This window comes from Chthoniobacterales bacterium, from assembly GCA_018883245.1.
GTDB lineage: Bacteria > Verrucomicrobiota > Verrucomicrobiia > Chthoniobacterales > JACTMZ01 > JACTMZ01.
Genome location: VEQL01000003.1, coordinates 1 through 18,664 on the forward strand (window position 1 = coordinate 1; position 18,664 = coordinate 18,664).

At 61.6% G+C, this 18,664-nt stretch carries 14 protein-coding genes and 1 tRNA gene; 9 read left to right on the plus strand and 6 right to left on the minus strand.

What is annotated here, in order from left to right; all coding sequences use genetic code 11:
• Positions 1–1,109, plus strand: a 1,109-nt coding sequence (locus tag FGM15_01470; GenBank protein ID MBU3664535.1) for an MFS transporter, incomplete at its 5' end; no start/stop codon positions are given.
• A gap of 8 nt (positions 1,110–1,117) precedes the next feature.
• On the opposite strand, the gene FGM15_01475 is transcribed toward FGM15_01470, so the two are convergent.
• The 4 genes from FGM15_01475 to FGM15_01490 form a co-directional block, all read right to left on the minus strand.
• Complete coding sequence (locus FGM15_01475; GenBank protein MBU3664536.1) at positions 1,118–2,368, minus strand: MFS transporter; 1,251 nt, start codon at positions 2,366–2,368, stop codon at positions 1,118–1,120.
• Positions 2,369–2,380: 12 nt separating this feature from the next.
• Positions 2,381–2,453 (minus strand) — tRNA-Arg (locus tag FGM15_01480).
• A gap of 53 nt (positions 2,454–2,506) precedes the next feature.
• Positions 2,507–2,650, minus strand: a complete 144-nt coding sequence (locus tag FGM15_01485) for an entericidin A/B family lipoprotein (GenBank protein MBU3664537.1) — start codon at positions 2,648–2,650, stop codon at positions 2,507–2,509.
• Between the two features lie 50 nt (positions 2,651–2,700).
• The gene (locus tag FGM15_01490; GenBank protein ID MBU3664538.1) at positions 2,701–5,055 is read right to left on the minus strand and encodes a tail-specific protease; all 2,355 of its coding nucleotides are present in this window, start codon (positions 5,053–5,055) and stop codon (positions 2,701–2,703) included.
• Between the two features lie 20 nt (positions 5,056–5,075).
• On the opposite strand from FGM15_01490, the gene FGM15_01495 reads away from it, so the two are divergent.
• From FGM15_01495 to gatB, 4 genes are all read left to right on the plus strand, one after another.
• Positions 5,076–5,687 (plus strand): MBL fold metallo-hydrolase, encoded by a 612-nt coding sequence (locus tag FGM15_01495; GenBank protein MBU3664539.1) that lies wholly within the window; start codon positions 5,076–5,078, stop codon positions 5,685–5,687.
• A 73-nt stretch (positions 5,688–5,760) separates the two neighbouring features.
• A complete protein-coding gene (locus FGM15_01500; GenBank protein MBU3664540.1) occupies positions 5,761–7,053 on the plus strand; it encodes a type II secretion system F family protein in 1,293 nt (430 codons plus the stop codon).
• 386 nt (positions 7,054–7,439) lie between these two features.
• Complete coding sequence (locus tag FGM15_01505; protein MBU3664541.1) at positions 7,440–8,285, plus strand: hypothetical protein; 846 nt, start codon at positions 7,440–7,442, stop codon at positions 8,283–8,285.
• Entirely contained in the window at positions 8,282–9,739 is a 1,458-nt protein-coding gene (gene gatB / locus FGM15_01510; GenBank protein MBU3664542.1) for an Asp-tRNA(Asn)/Glu-tRNA(Gln) amidotransferase subunit GatB, read from the plus strand. Before FGM15_01505 ends, gatB begins: the two co-directional genes overlap by 4 nt.
• 10 nt (positions 9,740–9,749) lie before the next feature.
• Here gatB and nth read toward each other — a convergent pair whose 3' ends face one another.
• Both nth and FGM15_01520 read right to left on the minus strand, forming a co-directional pair.
• Entirely contained in the window at positions 9,750–10,385 is a 636-nt protein-coding gene (nth, locus tag FGM15_01515; protein MBU3664543.1) for an endonuclease III, read from the minus strand.
• 1 nt (position 10,386) lies between these two features.
• Positions 10,387–13,473 (minus strand): tetratricopeptide repeat protein, encoded by a 3,087-nt coding sequence (locus tag FGM15_01520; protein ID MBU3664544.1) that lies wholly within the window; start codon positions 13,471–13,473, stop codon positions 10,387–10,389.
• A gap of 97 nt (positions 13,474–13,570) precedes the next feature.
• On the opposite strand from FGM15_01520, the gene FGM15_01525 reads away from it, so the two are divergent.
• From FGM15_01525 to FGM15_01540, 4 genes are all read left to right on the plus strand, one after another.
• Positions 13,571–14,569, plus strand: a complete 999-nt coding sequence (locus FGM15_01525; GenBank protein ID MBU3664545.1) for an HlyD family efflux transporter periplasmic adaptor subunit — start codon at positions 13,571–13,573, stop codon at positions 14,567–14,569.
• 7 nt (positions 14,570–14,576) lie between these two features.
• A complete protein-coding gene (locus tag FGM15_01530; GenBank protein MBU3664546.1) occupies positions 14,577–15,500 on the plus strand; it encodes an ABC transporter ATP-binding protein in 924 nt (307 codons plus the stop codon).
• Complete coding sequence (locus FGM15_01535) at positions 15,497–16,639, plus strand: ABC transporter permease (GenBank protein MBU3664547.1); 1,143 nt, start codon at positions 15,497–15,499, stop codon at positions 16,637–16,639. Before FGM15_01530 ends, FGM15_01535 begins: the two co-directional genes overlap by 4 nt.
• Positions 16,640–16,701: 62 nt before the next feature.
• A complete protein-coding gene (locus FGM15_01540) occupies positions 16,702–18,663 on the plus strand; it encodes a phospho-sugar mutase (GenBank protein MBU3664548.1) in 1,962 nt (653 codons plus the stop codon).
• Position 18,664 lies beyond the last annotated feature (1 nt).

Genomic DNA, 18,664 nt, shown 5'->3' on the forward strand with positions numbered 1-18,664 from the left:
TCGTCGCGGTCGGTGCCGCGGCACCTAACACTTTGTGGAGCGGTGTCCTGGCTGCTTCGCAGATGCTTGTCATCGTGTTCGGTCCGGTGCTTGGTGTGATGGCCGATGTGACGGGTGCGAAAAAGCGATTTCTGCTCGCGATGATGTGGATCTGCAGTGCGGCCACGGCGGCGTTGTGGTTCACCGGGCCCGGCACGGTCGTTCTTGCATCTGCGCTCGTCATCGCCGCCTACGCGGCTTTTTCGTTCGGCGAAAATTTCTGCGCGAGCTTCCTCAGCGAACTCAGCACTCCGGAGAATGTCGGCAGTGTTTCCGGCTACGGCTGGAGTTTCGGCTACCTCGGCGGGCTCGGGGCCCTCGGTTTGGCCATGATCGTCATGCGGGCTGCGCCGGATCGATTGCAGTGGGTGTTTGTGGCAACAGCGGCATTCATGCTGCTGGCCACCGTGCCGGTTGTCTTGTTGCTGCGCGAACGCAAAGAGCCGGAGGTGCATGCCGGGTCATGGTGGAGACTCGGATGGGAAAGCATCGCCCGGGCAGCAAGAGATCTGCCCCGGCACAGGGAGCTGCTGAAGTTTTTGGTTTCTTTCCTCTTTTACATGAGCGGTCTCGGTGCTGTCGTGGCGTTTGCCGCGATTTATGCCGAGCGTGTGCTGGGATTCTCCACCACCGAGAATGTCGTGCTGTTTGCTTCGTTGCAGGTCTGCAGCGCCTTGGGAGCTTTGCTCTGCGGTTTGTGGCAGGATCGTGCGGGGTCGGTGAGTGCGTTGACTGTCGCCCTGCTCCTATGGTGCGGGGTGGCGCTGGGCGCGTATTTCTGCTCCTCGAAGGCGGCCTTTTTTGTGGTTGGCAATCTTGCGGGTCTGGCCATCGGATCCAGTCAGGCTGCCAGTCGTGCCGTTGTCACATTGCTTTCGCCGCGCGAACGCGCCGCGGAATTTTTCGGGTTCTGGGGCGTGGCGGGAAAATCTGCCGCCATCATCGGTCCGGTTTTCATGGGCCTGTTGGCCGACGCTTTCGGGCTCCGGCCCGCGATCCTGGCCACGCTCGTCTTTTTCGCCGCGGGTCTTTTTGTTCTGCGTTCGGTGAAAATGCCCGCTGGCAGGTGACCGTTAGCTCAGGCGGATGCGGACTTCTCCGTGTCGCGCGGCCGGATGAGCAGCACGAGGACGACCGAGACCACACAAGCGCAGGCGAAAACCCCGAAGATGAGATTCAAGGGAATCTGCCTGTCCCGCATGACGCCGAACCCCCAATCCGCAAAACCGCCGCAACTGATGCTAACAAAATTCATGATGCCATAGCCTGTCGCCCGGAGTTCGGGACGCACAATCTGGCATAAGATCGGCATGTTGTTGGTGTCGAAAAATCCCCACCCGATGCCGAAAAGGACGAGGGAAACAACCGCGAGGGTGAAAGACCCGACAATGGGAGAATTTCCCACACCGAAGAGCGCGGGAATGATCAACGCCATGCCGATGGCGCTGACGTAAATGCGGCCGCGGTCGGTGCGCCGCATCCAGCGGTCCGCCAGCCAGCCCCCGCTGAATGCCGCAACGATGGCCGCGCTCTGCCAATACAGCGTGGCGGAAACGCCGGCCAACCCCTGGCTGATGTTGAAACTCTGCTGGAGGATGGCGGGCATCCAGTCACGCACGACCCAACCGGCGAGAGCGGGCAGAGTGAAATAAAGCACCAGAAGAAGGAACGATCCGTTGGTCAGGAGTGCGGCGAACGAAGGCGCGGGCGAATCCGTTTTTGCTCCCGCGTCGTCAGGGCGCGCCACATCGCGCAGGAGAAAACAGAGCGGAACCGCGTAGAGGATGCCGGCCAACCCGGTGAAATCGAATGCCCGGCGCCACCCGATCGACGGAGTATCGGCTGCATACCCGGCGAACCCGCCGATTATGACACCGCAGTAAATGCCCATCTGGTGCAGGCCGGTGGCCCGGGACCGCGTGGGGCCCCGGTGGTAGTCCGATATGAGCGCGAGTGCTGCGGGAATGTAAAACGCCTCGCTGATGCCCATGGCCGTGCGCGTCCACAGCAGCCCGTCGTAGCTCGAAACGTGGCCGGTGACCCAAGTGACAAAAGACCATACCAACAGGCTGCCGCAAATCGTCCAACGCCGGCTGAATCGGTCTGCCACATATCCGCCGACGGGACTGCAGAGCGCATAAACCCATTTGAATTGCCCGAGCATATAGCCCCATTGCGACTCGAGCGTGATGCCATGGACGTCGGCCATGACCGAGACCTTCATGGCCGCGATCATCTGGCGGTCGAGATAGTTGAGCAGCGCGACCGGGAAAAGCAGGCCCACGACCAGCCACGCATAACGGGCGGTGGTGGTCCGGGCCGGACTCATGAAAAAAGAGAGCGCGCCCGGGGAGATTCGAACTCCCGACCAACGGATTAGAAATCCGCTGCTCTATCCCCTGAGCTACGGGCGCTTGCGCAGGGGACGATAGCGCGGCTGTCCCGCGCTGTCGATGCAAGCGGGTGCTTACATGCTGCGCTCGACGCCGCGGGCGCCAGCGGACACATCGCGTCCGACGGCACTGACGTCTTGGCCGACGCCGCTGATCGTGTTGCATCCGGTAAGGCCGATCACAAGGACAGCCCCGACAAGGAGGAGTATGCTTTTCATAGCGGCGGTATTTCTAGGAGCCGCATGCGGCTTTGTCGAGACCCCTCCGCTCACGGAGTGTCTGCACCCGATTCCGGCACGCGAGCGCTCGCCGTGACGGGAGCCTCTGTGCCCAGACGGATGTGGTCCTGCATGATGCGGAATCCTTCATCCCGCACCGGATCGACGAAGGGCTCCTCTTCATCGGGCGCGGAGGGGTCATTGTTCTCTTCGGTCTGTTCCGCCGAACGTTTGGGCGGTTTGTCGAGAGAGACTTTTTTCAACTCGGACGCATCCACCGTGTCGAGCGTGACTTCGAAAGCCGAGATGTCGGGCTTTTTCCGCTCCTTGCGTTCGGCGTTCCGCGCCTCGCGCCGGGCTTTTTCTTCCTCGATCTCCGCCATGCGTTTTTCCTTGTTCAGCGTGATCTCGTTTTTCTTGATGCGTTCCTGCAGGCGCGCGCCGTCTTCGCGGACGTAGGCAAACTCCGGATCCGCGGCGGCGCGAGCGTCGCTCGCGGCCCGCAAGCGGGGCACCAACTCGGCTGTATCGCCGGCCGGCGAGAAAATGCGCGAGGGGACCTCGTCGTAGTCGAGCGGATGTTTGAGCGAGTCCTCGCCGACGTCCGCGTAGTCCGTGAGCGAGGGCAGAACGATATCCGAGGCCACGCCGCGGAGTTGCGTCGAGCCTCCTTTGATCCGGTAGAACTTCTGCCGTGTGAGTTTCACCGCGCCGCTGTCGCCCCGGGAGAGGAAGGGCATGAACGGGTCGAGATTGAGCATTTCCTGCACCGTGCCCTTGCCGAAGCTCCGCGAGTCGCCGACGATAACTGCGCGCCCGTAGTCCTGCAGCGCGGCGGCGAAAATCTCGCTGGCCGAGGCGCTCAGGCGGTTCATGAGGACGATGAGCGGCCCGTCCCACAAGATTCCGGGGTCGGGGTCGTGCATCGGAGTGATTTTTCCGTTGGTGTCTTTCACCTGCACGACAGGTCCCTTGGGTATGAAAAGCCCGGTGGCCTTGATGGCCTCGGGGAGGGATCCTCCGCTGTCGTTGCGCAGGTCCACGATCAGCCCCTCGATGTTTTCGCGTTTAAGGCGCTTGATGAGGGCGGCCATGTCTTTCGTCGTGCTGCGCGCCGACGGGCCGTTCGAATTCATGTCCGCGTAAAAGCTCGGTAGTGTGATCAGGCCGATGCGGGTGTCTTTTCCGCCGGCATCCGGAACATCGATCACTTGGGCTTTGGCTTCCTGCTCCTTGAGTTCCACCTCGTCGCGGACAATGGAAACGGTCTCGAGTCGTGTCGGGTCGGGAGAGGCCGCCGGTTGGACTTGCAGGCGCACGGTCGTTCCTTTGGCTCCGCGGATGCGCTCGACCACGCGGTCGAGTTTCATGTCCACCACGTCCTCGAATTCCTCGTCGCCTTGGGCCACCGCGACGATTTTGTCGTTGGGTTTCAATTGCCCCTGCTTTGCCGCGGGTCCGCCGGGGACAAGTTCGACAATTTTGGCGTAGCCGTCCTCGCTGCGCAGAACGGCGCCGATCCCGAAAAGTTTGAGCTTCATCTGGATCTCGAAGTTCTCCAGCGTCCGCGCGCTCATGTATTCCGAGTGCGGGTCGTAGCTTTGGGTCAGCGCGGCGAGAAAATTGTTGGCCTGATCCTCTCTTGTCTCCTCTTGCAGCGATTTGAGCAGTCGCTCGTATCGCTTCAGCACGGTTTCCTTCGGCGTGCGCTTGGCGAGCGCCGGCTTCGGTTCGGCGTTTTTCTCCGGGGTTTTTCCCGATGATGCCGCCTCTTTCTCTTTCTTCGCCGCAGCTTCGTTGGCGGCCTTCTCGGCCAGAACCGCGGTTAGTAATTCCGCTTCGATCCGGTCGGCCCAGATTTTGTCGGCATCGGCCTCGTTCGCCGGCCACGGCGCTTCGTCGCGGTTCATTTGAACGGTGCGGTCGCTTTCGAAGGTGAAATCCTTTTCGAGCAGCTTTTTGATCTTGGCCACGCGGTCTTGCACGCGCTGGAGGAACCGGTCGTAGATTTCGTAGGCGGGCTTGACGTTGCCCAGCATGATGTCGTCTTGCAGGCTGTTGCCGTAGCGCCCGACAAATTCGTCGATGTCCTGCTGCGTGAAGAACAGGCGGTTGTAGTCAAGCGTCCCCAGATACTGGTCGAGCGCTTTGCGGGCCTGCGTGGTGCCCGGGGTGGTCTCGTCGTTCAGTCGCACGCGGTTGTAGTGCGCGGACTCCAGCATCCTGGCGACAGTGGTCGTGATGTCGCCGATCTCCGCCGCGCTCTTGTCTTCGCGGGCGGACAGGTGCGGCGCCGATGCCGACAGGAAGCCGGCGGCCAGAATGGACAGCAGAAGCGAGCGCATGAGAATGAACCCCGACACTGGTCGCCCCGAAACCCTTGTTGCGCAAGGAAATTGGTGCATTTACCTTCGACCGCTATTCTATGCTCCAGTTCAAAAGATTCACCGGTGGCCCCTACGAAACCAATTGCTATCTGCTCGAGTCCCCGGGCGGAAATATCCTTTTCGATGCTCCCGAGGGTGCGGATGCCCATTTCGCCGAGGACCGTATCGATCTGTTGGTTCTGACCCACGGACACTGGGATCACACCGCGAGTGCGGCGGCGATCAAGCGCCGCCATGGTTGTCCTGTCCTTTGCCATGAGGAAACGGTTCCCATGATCGAGACGGCCGATTTTTTCGAGCGGCAGGGATTCCCGCTGCGCATCGAACCGCTCGCAGCCGACCGGATCATCGGCGAAGGCAAGGCGCAGGATCTCTCGGGCCTGACATTTGATGTCCTTGATGTGCCGGGACATTGCCCGGGCAGCATTTGCTTTTATCAGCCCGAGGAAGGGGTCTTGATCGGCGGGGATGTGATCTTCCGCGGCGGGGTGGGGCGCTGGGATTTGCCGGGAGGTGACGGCGGGCTCCTTTTGCGCGGCATCAAAGAAAAAATCCTGCCATTGCCAGGCCAAACGGTCATCTTGCCGGGCCATGGCCCTGAAACTTCGGTCGATCGAGAGAAGACTTCTAACCCCTTCTTGCGGGACTGACGAGCGGGCCGTTTTCCTCTTGGATAAGTGGTATCTGCCGCTTATGAATGTCGGTCTTTAGCTCCCCACTCAAATGCCAAGTTTTGCCTACACTGCCCTCGATGCCAGAGGCCAAGAGATAAACGACGTCATCGAAGCAGGCACCGAACAAGAGGCCATCCAAGCGTTGCGTCAAGCCGGGTATTTCCCGACCAGTGTCCTCGAAGCAGGCAAAGCGGCGAAAGCTGCCAAGGGCAAGGCAGGCAAAGCCCCCAAGGCCGCGAAAGCCGGGGGCGTGAAGAAGGAGATCAACATCAACATCCCCTTCCTCGAACGCAAAACCATCAAGCCGAAGGTGCTGATGATTTTCACGCGCCAGCTGGCCACGCTGATAGATTCCGGATTGCCCTTGCTGCGCGGGCTGACCGTTCTCGGCAAACAGGAGCCGGACAAAGTCCTGCGAACCACCATAGGGAAGTTGGCCGATACGGTCCAAGGCGGCAGCACGTTTTCCGATGCGCTCAGCCAGCATCCGAAAATCTTCAACAAGCTTTACGTCAACATGGTGAAAGCCGGCGAATTGGGTGGCGTGATGGAGCTTGTTCTCGTGCGCTTGGCGGACTTCCAGGAAAAAGCGCAGAAACTGAAAAACAAGGTTGTCTCCGCCATGTTCTACCCGGTGATCGTTCTGGTCATCGCCATCGCCATCATGGCGTTCCTCCTCGTTTACATTGTTCCGAAGTTCGAGCAGATTTTCGCCGACATGCTCGGCGGCAAGCCGCTTCCTGCTCTCACCCAGTTTGTCATAACGCTCAGTAAATTCGTCCAGGAACAGCTCTTTTTGATCGTCGGGGGCGTTGTTGTCTTTGTTGTCGCTATCAATATGCTGTCCAAACTGCCCAAGGGCAGGACATTTCTCGACGCATTCAAACTTCGTCTTCCGCTGTTCGGCGACCTTGTCAAAAAGAGCGCCATTTCGCGTTTTACCCGCACGCTCGGAACGCTCGTCACGAGCGGCGTGCCGATTCTTCAGGCTCTCAACATCACCCGCGACACGGCAGGCAACGTCGTCCTCGCTGACGCCATCCAAAACGTTCACGACAGCGTCAAAGAGGGCGAGTCCATTGTTGCACCGCTGGAAAAAAGCGGCATTTTCCCGCCGATGGTCGTCAGCATGATCGACGTGGGCGAGGAGACCGGCCAACTTCCGGAGATGCTGCTGAAGATTGCGGACGTCTATGACGACGAAGTGGATAACACGGTTGCCGGACTTACTTCGCTGCTCGAGCCGATCATGATCGTATTCCTCGCCGTTGTGGTTGGCACGATCGTCATCGCTCTGTTCCTCCCGCTGATCAGCATCATCAGCAACTTGCAAGGTGGATAAAGCGCGGAGGTCTGTTTCAGTCGGGTCTTCCGCATTCAGGCAATTGCACACGCCACGCTTCCGGAGGCTAACGTCTGGATCGGCTCCCCGCGCGCTTGTCTCAACCATCGCGAGATCTGCTCCACGCCCTCGGCCGCCTGAACCTCGCCAATAAAGAGGGTCGCTGCGATCTTTGCATCCCGCTTCCAAGGGCCCTTGGGGGCCCCGTGTCTTTAGCCAGCACTCCCAGACCCGCGTCGGCCCCGACGACCGCATCGCCATCGGTTCCCGACGCTTGCGCCTCGAAACCCCCGCCCGATCACACAGATAGAAACCTGTCCCTTTTTGACCGCACACTTTTGTCAGGGTTTGAATGCAACACCACATGAGTTAGAAAAGGGTCGTTTATGCAGTTCTCTTCCTCATGGCTCTGGCTCGCGGCCGGGCTTTATCTGCTTTTCGAAATGTGGCGCGGTTGGCGGCGTGGCGTGGTGCGCCACGGAATCAGTGTGACAGCCCTTGCGGCAGCGGGCGGCGTTGGATGGATTTTTGCGTCGATGACGGGATTTGCGGCGGACCGCCTCATCCCGCTGCCGGTTCCGATGGGGCGCGCTTTGCTTGGTTTGGCGGCGGGCTTGGCTTTCTACATTGCCGCGGTGGTGCTTTCGTCGCTTCTTTTCAAAAAGACATCGCAGCAAAGCGGCATCGTGCGGCTGATTTACGGTGCGGGAGGATCGTTCTTCGGTCTGGTTTTCGGACTTCTGGTCCTCTGGGGCGGCATAACCATGTTCCGTGCTCTCGGTGCCGTGGCGGAAGGACAAGCATCGGTGGCCGGTCAGTTCGGCGCGCCTCCCGTGCCGGCTGCCGCGCAACTCACCTCGGCAAAACAGGCGCTGGAGGAAGGAACAACGGGCAGTGTGGTCAATGCGGTCGATATTCTTCCTGCGGAGGCCTACTCGATCATCACCGGGCTGGTGGAGGTTGGGGCATCGCCGGACGCCGCGGCGCGGCTTCTCGCGTATCCGCCGGTGCAGCAACTTTTAGCGCAGCCCAAGCTTGCCGCATTTTTTGCCGATCGCGAGATCGTGGAAGCTGCGTCGCGGGGGGATTACCTCGCTTTGATCGGCAATCCCAAGCTGATCCAAGTGGTCTCCGATCCTGAAGTGCAAAAGTCGTTCACCGAGTTCGAATGGCAAAAAGCGCTCGACTACGCCCTGCAGAAGCCTGCACCTTCGCCGGTTCCATCGTCATGAGCCAGGATTACATCGCCACCATCGGACTCGAGGTCCATGTGCAGCTGAAAACGCGCAGTAAAATGTTCTGCGCTTGTCCCGTGGAATACGGGGCCGCGCCCAATACCCACACGTGCCCGGTCTGCCTCGGTTTGCCTGGCGCGTTGCCCGTGATGAACGAGGAGGCTCTCAAACTGACAATCCTCACCGGCCTCATGCTCGATTGCAAAATCGCGGACGTCTGCAAGTTCGACCGCAAGAGCTATTACTATCCCGACATGCCGAAGAACTACCAGATTTCGCAATACGACATGCCGCTTTGCCTCGGCGGTGGCGTGCCCTTGCACGATCTGGCCTACCCGAAGGACGCGCAGAAAACCATCGCCACCAAGGACAAGGTGATCCGCCTCACGCGCATCCATCTCGAGGAGGACGTGGCCAAAAGTTTCCACCTCGAAAGCGCGTCGGGCATCGATTTCAACCGCGCAGGAACCCCGCTCATGGAAATTGTGTCCGAGGCGGACATCGCCAGCCCCGAAGAGGCTTTTGCCTATCTTACGTCGCTCAAGCAGCATTTGATTTACGCCGACGTGAGCGATGCCGATATGGAAAAAGGCCAGATGCGTTGCGACGTGAACGTGTCCGTCCGTCCGGTCGGCACGGAAAAGTTCGGCACCAAGATCGAGTTGAAGAATTTGAACACGATCAGCGGCGTGCGCCGTGCCCTCGCTTACGAGATCGACCGCCAGATCGAAGTCCTTCGCGGTGGAGGCGCGCTGCAGCAGGAGACTCGTCGCTGGGACGACGACCTTGGCGAGACGCAGTTGATGCGCGTGAAGGAATCTGCGCACGACTACCGCTATTTCCCGGATCCCGACCTCATGCCGGTCAAAACGGAGAAGTTGCTCGCTGCCGCCAAGGAGATGCTGCCCGAGACCCCCGCGCAAAAACGCGCCCGCTACGAAAAAGACTACGGGGTGAGCGAATACGATGCCGCTGTGCTGGCCGACAATCTGGAGCTGGGCGCCTACTTCGAGCAGGCTGCATCCGGCTCGCCGCGCGGCAAGCAGATCGCCAACTGGATCCTCAACGATCTGCAGAGCGCTCTCTCAGCGGCGGACAAAACCATCGCCGATTGTCCGGTCAAACCCGTTCAACTCGACGCGCTCGTCGCACTGGTCGCCGGCGGACAGATCAACGGCAAGCAGGCCAAGGAAGTCTTCGCCGACATGCTCGCCACCGGACGCGACCCGTCGGTGATCGTCGAAGAGAAAGGTCTCAAACAGGAAAGTGACGCCGGCGCCATCGGCGCGCTCTGCGATGAAGTAATCGCGGCCAATCCGCAGTCCGTCGCCGACTACAAAGCGGGTAAAGCCGCTGCGCTGAATTTCCTCAAGGGTCAGGTGATGAAGCTCTCCAAGGGCAAGGCCAACCCGGCCATGGCCGGGGATCTGCTCGCGCAGAAGTTGGGCTGACGGGGCGCTGTCACACTTTCCCAGCGGAAGGGCATAGGGAAACGAGTTCGCAGCTGGCGCAGTCGGGTTTGCGGGCGGAGCATCGGCGGCGCCCGTGCCAGATAAGCAGATGGCTCCAGAGGGTCCACGCCTCACGCGGGACGACTTTCATGAGGTCGTGTTCGATTTTGACCGGATCGGCGTGTTTGGTCAGACCGAGGCGCTTGCTCAGGCGGGCGACGTGGGTATCGACGACGACGCCTTCCTCGATGCCGTAGGCGTTGCCGAGGACGACGTTGGCCGTTTTGCGTCCGACGCCGGGTAGGTGCGTCAATGTCACCAGATCACGTGGGACCTTGCCGCCGTGCTTTTCCACGAGGGCTGCCGATGCGGCCCGGATGTTTTTCGCCTTGTTGCGGAAAAATCCGGTCGAGCGGATGAGGTCCTCGATGTCTTCCTGCGGCGCGGCGGCCATGCGCCTGGCGTCCGGATATTTTTTGAAAAGCGCCGGCGTGACCATGTTCACGCGCGCATCGGTGCATTGGGCGGAAAGAATCGTGGCGACGAGCAACTGGAACGGACCGTCGTGGTTCAGCTCGCAATGCGCATCCGGATAGGTGCGGCGCAGAATGCGCAGGGTCTCGCCGGCGCGTTCGGATCGGGTCATTTCACTTCTCGCCGAGGGCGTCGAGGCGTTGTTTGGCCTGGGCGGCGAAGGGCGAATCGGGGAATTTCTCCGCGAGTTCTTTGTAGGCGCGGATGGCCTGCGCGCGTTGCTTGGCGGCCTTGTCCGGGTCTTTGGCTTGGAGTTCGGCCACCTGCTGCTCGATGAGTTGACCGCCTTCCCAGAGTCCGGTGGAAGCAGCCTCGGGCACACCATCGTAAAAAGCGGAGATCTTGATGAAGTAGTCGATGGCGGCCTCGCGCTGGCCCTTGTCCTTCTGGATGTAACCGCCTAGCAACATGGCATCGGCACGCAGCTTTGACGGGGCGTTCTGGGCACGGACGATTTGCGTGAGAAGGGTAACGGCCTCGTCGGCTTTGCCTTGTGCGCGGAGCGACTGGGCGATGCCGTAATTCGCTTCGAGGACCTTGGGTGACCACGGGTAGAGCGATTTGAGCTGCTCGAAGAGTTGTCCGGCGGTGGCCACGTCTTTGTTTTCCTGCGCAACACGGCCGAGTCCGAAGAGGGAGATTGCCTGGGCCTCCTGCACGGTGGGCGTGGCCTGGGCGGGCTGTGTGTTGGCGGGAACGGGGTAGTCGGCTGCGACTTTCTCGAACACGGCCTTGGCCTTGTCGCCTTCGCCAGCTTCGAGGAGCGCGAGGCCGTAGAGATCGAGGTCGGACGGCGCGTAAACGAGTGACGGGTTGTAGGCCTTGTTCATTTCCTCTAGCGCGCGTTTCGGGTCGGTGCCATTGATGAAGGCGGCGCGGGCGAAGAGGATTTTGCTCTTGGCGCCGTCCGGAGCCTTGGCCGCGAAGTCTTCGAAATATTTTTCCACGCCGGCGGCGTCGGTGAGTCCCGCGTCGGCTTCGAATTTTTTCACCGCGAGCAGCGAGCGCAGTCCGAGCCCGAGGTCCGCGGAGTCGGGGTAATCGGCCGCCATTTTCTCGACCGCGGCGGTCGAGGCCGCCATACGTTCTTTCCATTTCGCCTGCTCTTCGGGCGTGAGCGCGCCGTAGCGGCCCATGCGTTCGGCGGCGGCGCGTTGGATGTCGGAAGATTTCAGGAGGGCTTCGGGGGCCTTCGGGGCTGCGGGGTATTTTTCGACAAACTGCGCGTAGGCTGCGGCGGCGGCATCCGCATTGCCGCGGTTGTTTTCGGTCTGCCCGATGCTGTCATAAGCGAAATAAACTTTGTCGTCGTCTGGATATTTCCCGGCGAACTCCCGCATGAGGCGGACGACCTCGTCGGCGTTCTGCGCCGTCCCGGCGATCTGGGCGCGCTGGAAATAGGTGAAGGGTGCAGGCTGGCTCTTGGGAAACTTTTCGGCGAGCTGCGCGAGCGTGGCGACGCCCTCGTCTTGCTTGCCGAGCGCGAGCTTGGCCGCGGCATCGGAGTAAAGCGCGTTCGGCGTGAGCGCGGTGTCGGGATATTTCTGGACGAAGGCCTCGAGCAGGGGCAGGGCGCCGGCATTGTCGCCTTTTTGCTGCGTCCCGACGGCGACCCAGAATTCGGCCTCTTCCACCTGCGCGGCTTTGGGGAACTTGGTGATGACCTCTTTGTAGGCAGCGATGGCTTCGTCCCACTTGCGTTGCTCCTTAAGAACATTGCCGATACCGATTTGCGCCACGGCACCGACTTCGGGCGGCGGGTTGGTGGCGAGGAAGTCGCGGTAAGTTTTCAGCGCGCCGTCGAAGTCGCCCTGCTGCGCGCGCGCGGTTGCCTCGTTGACGACGGACAGTCCGAGGAGCGGGCTCTTCGGGTAGAGCTGCGCGGCCTCTTTGAAATATGCCGCGGCTTTTTCGGGATTCCGGATTTTCGGATCGGGGTGGGTGAGATAAAGGTTGCCCAGCGCAACGGGCAGATTGGCCGCGATGGCGTCGCCTTTGTGGGAGCGCTGGAATGCGTCGTAGCCGCTCGTCGCGGGCTCGGCGGCGTTCTGCAGCGCGTAGGTCATCGTGGTGAAGTAAAGGTTGCGCTTCTTGTCATCGTCGTCGGTGAGCAGCGGTTGGGCGTGGGCGAGAACGACCCGCGACTCGTCGTATTTTCCCTGCTGGAAGTATGACTCGCCGACTTTTTGCAGCGCGGTGACGGTCTGGTCGGGGCGTGCTTGGAGTTCCGACAATTTCCGGCGGTCGCGTTCGGCGCGGCGGTCGAGTCGTGTCTGCTCCGCCTTGTTTCGCGCCGTGAGCGCCGCGCGGCGCAGGGCGGGGATCTCGTCGATTTTTTTCTTCTGGAGGGCGAGGATATCTTCTTTCGGCAGCACGCCGCGGAAGGCGTCGCGCGCGCCTTCGAGCAGCGCGGCTTTGCGATCCTCGGGTGCGAAGGCCGCCTCGTTGAGCAGGATTTCGCCGAGTTGGAATTGGGCGGTGTTGACAAGGGTGAGGTCGGTTTTTTTGTCGATGATCCCGCGGAGGATGTCGGCAGACTTTTTATAAAGCGCGAACGCGGCCTCTTTGTCCGCGCCCTCCTGCGAGAGCAGTTTGCTGCCCTCGGTGGCGTAGATGAGGGCGAGGAGATTTTCGCTCTCCGCGATGCTCGGGCTGGACGGGAATTTTTTGATATTTGCCTCCAGCGCCGTTTTTGCCGCGGTGTAGTCGTTGATTTGGAACGAGGCGATGGCGCTGCCGTAGTAGGCAGATTCAAGTTCCGTCGATTGCGGATATTTCGAGATGAACTCGCCGAATTTCTTCACCGCCTCTTCGTAGGTTGCTTTGCGCTTGGGGTCGTCCGCTTTCAGCGATGCGGCGAGGGAGGAAAGAGCCTGCGGTTCGAGCAACGCGGCCAACTCCGAAAGTTCGGTGCTGCCCGACGGCACGCTCGAGAATTTTTTCAATATTTCGAGGCTCTTTTCGTTGGCCCCGGTGAGGAAGTAAGCGAAGGCCAGTTGAATCTGGGCTTGGGGAACGATCGGGGATGTAGGGTAGTCCTTCAGCACACCTTCGAAGGCCGTGACAGCCGCGGGGTAATCGCCGGCGATGTAGATGTTGTTGGCCGCATCCAAGGCTTGGTTGGGGGCGTCTTGGGCGGCGGCTAGCGAAATCAGTGCGAGCCACGTTGCAAGGATCGTAAGGCAGTAGCGCTGCATCATGGGTCTCTCTTAGCGGATCGAAAGCCCGAGGGAAAGCTTTCGGGGAAGGCCTTGATTCCAGCCTGTTTTTCCGCCGCGGTGCGCGTAATTTGTCCGTATGCAGGAGACAAGGTCCGGACGGGAAGGCTGCGGGTGGTTGCCACCGGCGGCGCGAGCCGCGGCCCTAGCTCTTCTGGCGGTGGCGTTTGCTGGCTGCACGGAGGAAGATCCCGCGCGGGTGCAAGGCTACATCGAGGGTGAATTTGTTTATGTCGCCTCGCCGTTCGGGGGACGGCTGGAAGACCTCGCAGTCAAACGCGGGGATCAGGTGGAGAAAGGGCAACTCCTTTTCGTGCTCGACGAAACGGCGGAGCGGGCGGCGAGGGAAGAGGCGCTGCGGCGCGTCGCCCAGGCGGAGGCGCAGCTGGCCGATGCAAGACAGGGTTTGCGTCCGAGCGAGATCGACGCGATTGAGGCGCAGCTCGAACAGGCGAAGGCGTCCTTGTCGCTGGCCGAGGTGGAACTGGACCGGCAGAAAAAACTGCTCGCATCGCGCGTCACCTCGCGCCGCGAAGTGGACATGGCGCAGACGACCCGCGACGAGGACAGGCAGCGCGTGGCGCAATTGGAGTCCACGTTGGAGACGGGGAAACTGGGTGCGCGACCCGAGTTGGTCAAGGCGGCCGAGCAGAATCTGCTTGCCCAGCAAGCGGCGCTGGAGCGCGCCGACTGGACGCTCGCGCAAAAACGGCAATCCGCGCAGCAGGCGGCGCTGGTCACCGACACGCTTTACCGTGCGGGGGATTGGGTTCCGGCGGGCAATCCGGTCGTCGCGTTGCTGCCGCCCGCCAACCTCAAGGTCCGCGCCTTCGTGCCGCAGGAAACGATCGGCAGAGTCCAAGTCGGCGGAGCGGCGCAGGTTGTGGTGGACGGCTTGCCCGAACCTTTTCCTGCCAACGTTTCTTTCGTTTCTCCGCGCGCCGAATTCACCCCGCCGGTCATCTACAGCCAGAAAATGCGGGAAAAATTCGTCTTCCTTATCGAGCTGTCGGTGGTGCCCGATGTCGCGGTCAAACTGCATCCCGGCCAGCCGGTGGATGTGGTCCTTTCGCTCTGATTTTTCCATGGGCGAGCTCGTTATCGACGTTCGCGGCATGACCAAGCGCTTCGGCGAACGCACGGTGGTCAACAGCATCGACCTGCGCGTGGCGCGCGGGCAGATCTACGGTTTTCTCGGCCCCAACGGCAGCGGCAAGACAACATTCATACGCATGCTCTGCGGACTGCTGCGAGCCGATGCCGGCAGCGGGACGTGTCTGGGCCATGACGTGATCCGCGAGAGCGCCGCGATCAAGCGCGAGGTGGGCTACATGACCCAGCGCTTCAGTTTCTACGAGGACCTGACGATCCGGGAAAACCTGGATTTCGTGGCGCGCGTGTATGCGCTCCCGGACCGGCGCAAGGCGGTGGACGAAAGTCTCGACCACCTCGGCCTGCAGGACCGCAGGAACCAGCTGGCCGGACAGTTGTCGGGCGGATGGAAGCAACGCATGGCGCTCGCGGCCTGTTTGCTGCACCGGCCGAAGCTGTTGCTCCTCGACGAACCCACCGCCGGCGTGGACCCGAAGGCGCGTCGCGACTTTTGGGATGAGATCCACGTTCTGGCCTCCCGCGGGCTCACCTTTCTCATCACGACGCACTACATGGACGAGGCCGAGCGCTGCGATCGTCTGGCCTACATTTCTCTCGGTCATCTTCTGGTCGACGGCACGGTGGACGAGGTCATCGAGAAGGCGAAGCTGACCACGTGGTCGGTGAGCGGTCCGCGGCTGCCCGATCTGGCGCGCCGGTTGCGCGGCCTGCCGGGCGTCGAGCAGGCGGTGATGTTCGGCAAGGAACTCCATGTGAGCGGGGGTGATGCGCCGCTGCTCGAGCGCACGATCGAACCTTTCCGGCTCCCCGAATACCAGTGGCGCATGGTGTGCTCGGGGCTGGAGGATGTGTTCATCCACCTGATGACTGGAACGGCGGAGAACGACAAATCATGAGGGCGTCCCGGCGGTTCTCGCTCTCCCGGCTGTGGGCCATGGTGGTGAAGGAGTTCATCCAAATGTCCCGCGACCGTCTTACCTTCGCCATGATCCTCGGAATTCCGCTCATGCAGTTGATGGTCTTCGGATTTGTCATAAACACCGACCCGCGGCACATGCCGGCGGCAGTGTTGCTCGCGGACGAAGGTCCGCAGGGAAGGACTTTGCTCGAGGGGCTCAAGAACAGCACCTACTTCGACTTCGTCAAGGTGGTGCGAACCGAGGAGGAGGGCGAGATGCTTCTGCGCCAAGGGCAAGTGCAGTTCGTGGTGAGTATCCCCGAGAATTTTTCCCGCGCCCTCCTGCGCGGCGACCGCCCGGCGGTGCTTGTCCAAGCCGACGCCACCGACCCGACGGCGACCAGCGGCGGCTTGGCTGCGCTGGACGGGGTGATCAACACCGCGCTGCTCGGGGACTTCAAAGGTCCGCTCATGCGTCTTGCCCCGGTGCCTCCGGCCATCGACCTGCGCGTGCATGCGCTCTACAACCCCGAGGCCGTCACCCAATACAACATCGTGCCCGGCCTGATGGGCGTGGTTCTTACCATGACGCTCGTGCTCATCACGGGGCTGGCCATCACGCGCGAGACCGAGAGGGGCACGATGGAAAATCTGCTGTCCATGCCCCTGCGGCCGACCGAGGTGCTGGTCGGAAAAATCACGCCCTATATTTTTGTCGGCTACATCCAAGTCGGGATGATCCTGCTGGCGGCGCGGTTCATTTTCGACGTGCCGATCCATGGAAACCTTGCGCTGCTCCTGCTGGCCTCGCTTTTTTTCATCGCGGCGAATCTGGCCATGGGAATCACGTTCTCGACGATTGCCAAAAACCAGCTGCAGGCGATGCAGATGTCGGTGTTCGTCTTCCTGCCCTCGATGCTTCTTTCGGGTTTTCTTTTCCCGTTCCGCGGAATGCCCGGCTGGGCGCAAGTGATCGGCGAGATTCTCCCCATCACGCATTTCCTTCGCATAGCGCGCGGGGTGATGCTCAAGGGCATCGGCTTCGCGGATCTGGGGCGGGAACTGTGGCCCATCGCGCTTTTCGCGGTGGTTGCGCTCGCCATCGGGGTGAAGCGCTATCGCCAGACGCTCGACTGATCGGCGGCGGTGTCCGCGTGGGGCTTTGCAGAGCGGTGAGTGGCGGCTATATTATTCCGCCCATGAGCGACTTGTCGAAGATGCTGGAGGATGCGCGCGCGCGCGGCGAGCTGTTGGAATCCTCGCTGGGCAACATCAACGCCGTGCTTGCCTCCAATCCTTCCGCGGCCGAGCGGGAAAGCATCGCGGAGCTGGCGGCGGCCGGCGACTGGGTCGAGCTGAACAACCGGTTTTTCCGAACGCTGGCTTTCGGCACGGGGGGATTGCGCGGCAAGACGATCGGTGCGGTTGTCACGCGGGCCGAGCGCGGAACGCCGCAGGTGCTCGATCGTCCCGAGTTCCCGTGCACGGGGACGAACGCGATGAATTACCGCAATATCAGCCGCGCCACGCAGGGTCTGGTGTCTTACGTCAAAGAGTGGGCCGCACGGGAAAAGTTGCCGCACCGTCCGCGCATCTGCATCAGCTACGACACCCGTTATTTTTCGCGGGAGTTCGCCGATCTCGCGGCCAAGGTGATCGCCGAGTCGGGATGTGATGCGCTGGTTTTTTCCGAGCCCCGTCCCACGCCGGAGCTGAGTTTCGCCATCCGGCAGCGCGGTGCGGCGGCCGGCATCAACATCACGGCCAGCCACAATCCCCCTGCCTACAACGGCTACAAAGTATATTTCAACGACGGTGGTCAGGTTGTCGCTCCGCATGACGCGGGTATCATCGCCAAAGTCGATGCGGTGGAGCGCGCGGATTACAACCCGCTGCCTGCCGCGCAGCAGGGGCGCCGGGAGGAACTTGGGCGCGACATGGACGAAGCCTATCTCGACCGTCTGGAGCGCGTTATTCTCGATCCCGCGCTGGTGGCCCGCGAGAAGGGGTTGAAGATCGTTTATTCGCCGCTCCACGGGGTCGGTGCCTCGATCGTCATGCCGCTTCTGCAGCGTCTGGGCTTCGATGTCACCGCGGTGCCCGAGCAGCTGGTGCCCGACAGCCGTTTCCCCACGGTCGAGTCGCCCAATCCGGAGTATGCCGAGGCGCTTACCATGGCGATGCAGCTGGCCGACCGGATCGGCGCGGACTTGGTTATGGCGACGGATCCGGACGACGACCGCATGGGTGTGGCCGTGCGTGATCGCGCTGGCAAGATGCAATTGCTCACGGGCAACCAGATCGGCTCGATGCTGGCCTTCTATCGCGCGCAGCGGATGTTCGAGCTTGGCATCCTCGACGACGCGAGCAAATCGCGCGGCGTCATCATCAAGACCTACGTGACGACGGACCTGCAGAAAGCGGTGGCGGAGCATTTCGGGTTGCGTTGTGTCGAGACGTTGACCGGTTTCAAATACAACGCCGCCAAGCTGCGCAAATACGAGGAGGCGATTCCGGCCGCCCTGCGCGGCGATTACGCGCATCTCCCAGAGGAGGAAACGCGGCGTCTGCGCCTCGCACATTCCTCGCTCCTTGTTATGGGCGGGGAGGAAAGTTACGGCTACACGCTTTCGGACTTCGCCCGCGACAAGGACGCGAACGCGGCGGTCGCGGCTTTCGCCGAGGTCGTGGCCTATGCGCGCTCGCGCGGTATGACGCCCGTGGAATATCTCGACGATATTTTCGCGACCCTCGGTGTCCACTTGGAGCGCGGCGAGTCACTCGTTTTCGAAGGTGCGGAGGGCGCGGCGCTCATCGCCAAGCTCGCCGATTCTTATGCGGAGAATCCTCCGGACGAAGTGGACGGATCGCGCGTGGTCAAGGTGGAGAATTTTGCGCTCGATGAAATTTTCGACTCCGAAGGCGACCGTATTCCCTCCGAAGGCATGATCATTTTCACCTTGGCCGATGGTCGCCGTTGTGCGGTTCGTCCGAGCGGAACCGAGCCGAAGATCAAATACTACATTTTCGGCGTGGAGAAGCCGCCGGGCCGCAAGCTCTCCCCGTTCGAGGTGGCTGCGGCGCGCCAGCGCGTGCAGGCCTCGGTGGACCACCTGTGGGATTGGTTGCACGCCGATGCGAAGCGGCGGGTGAATTCCTGAC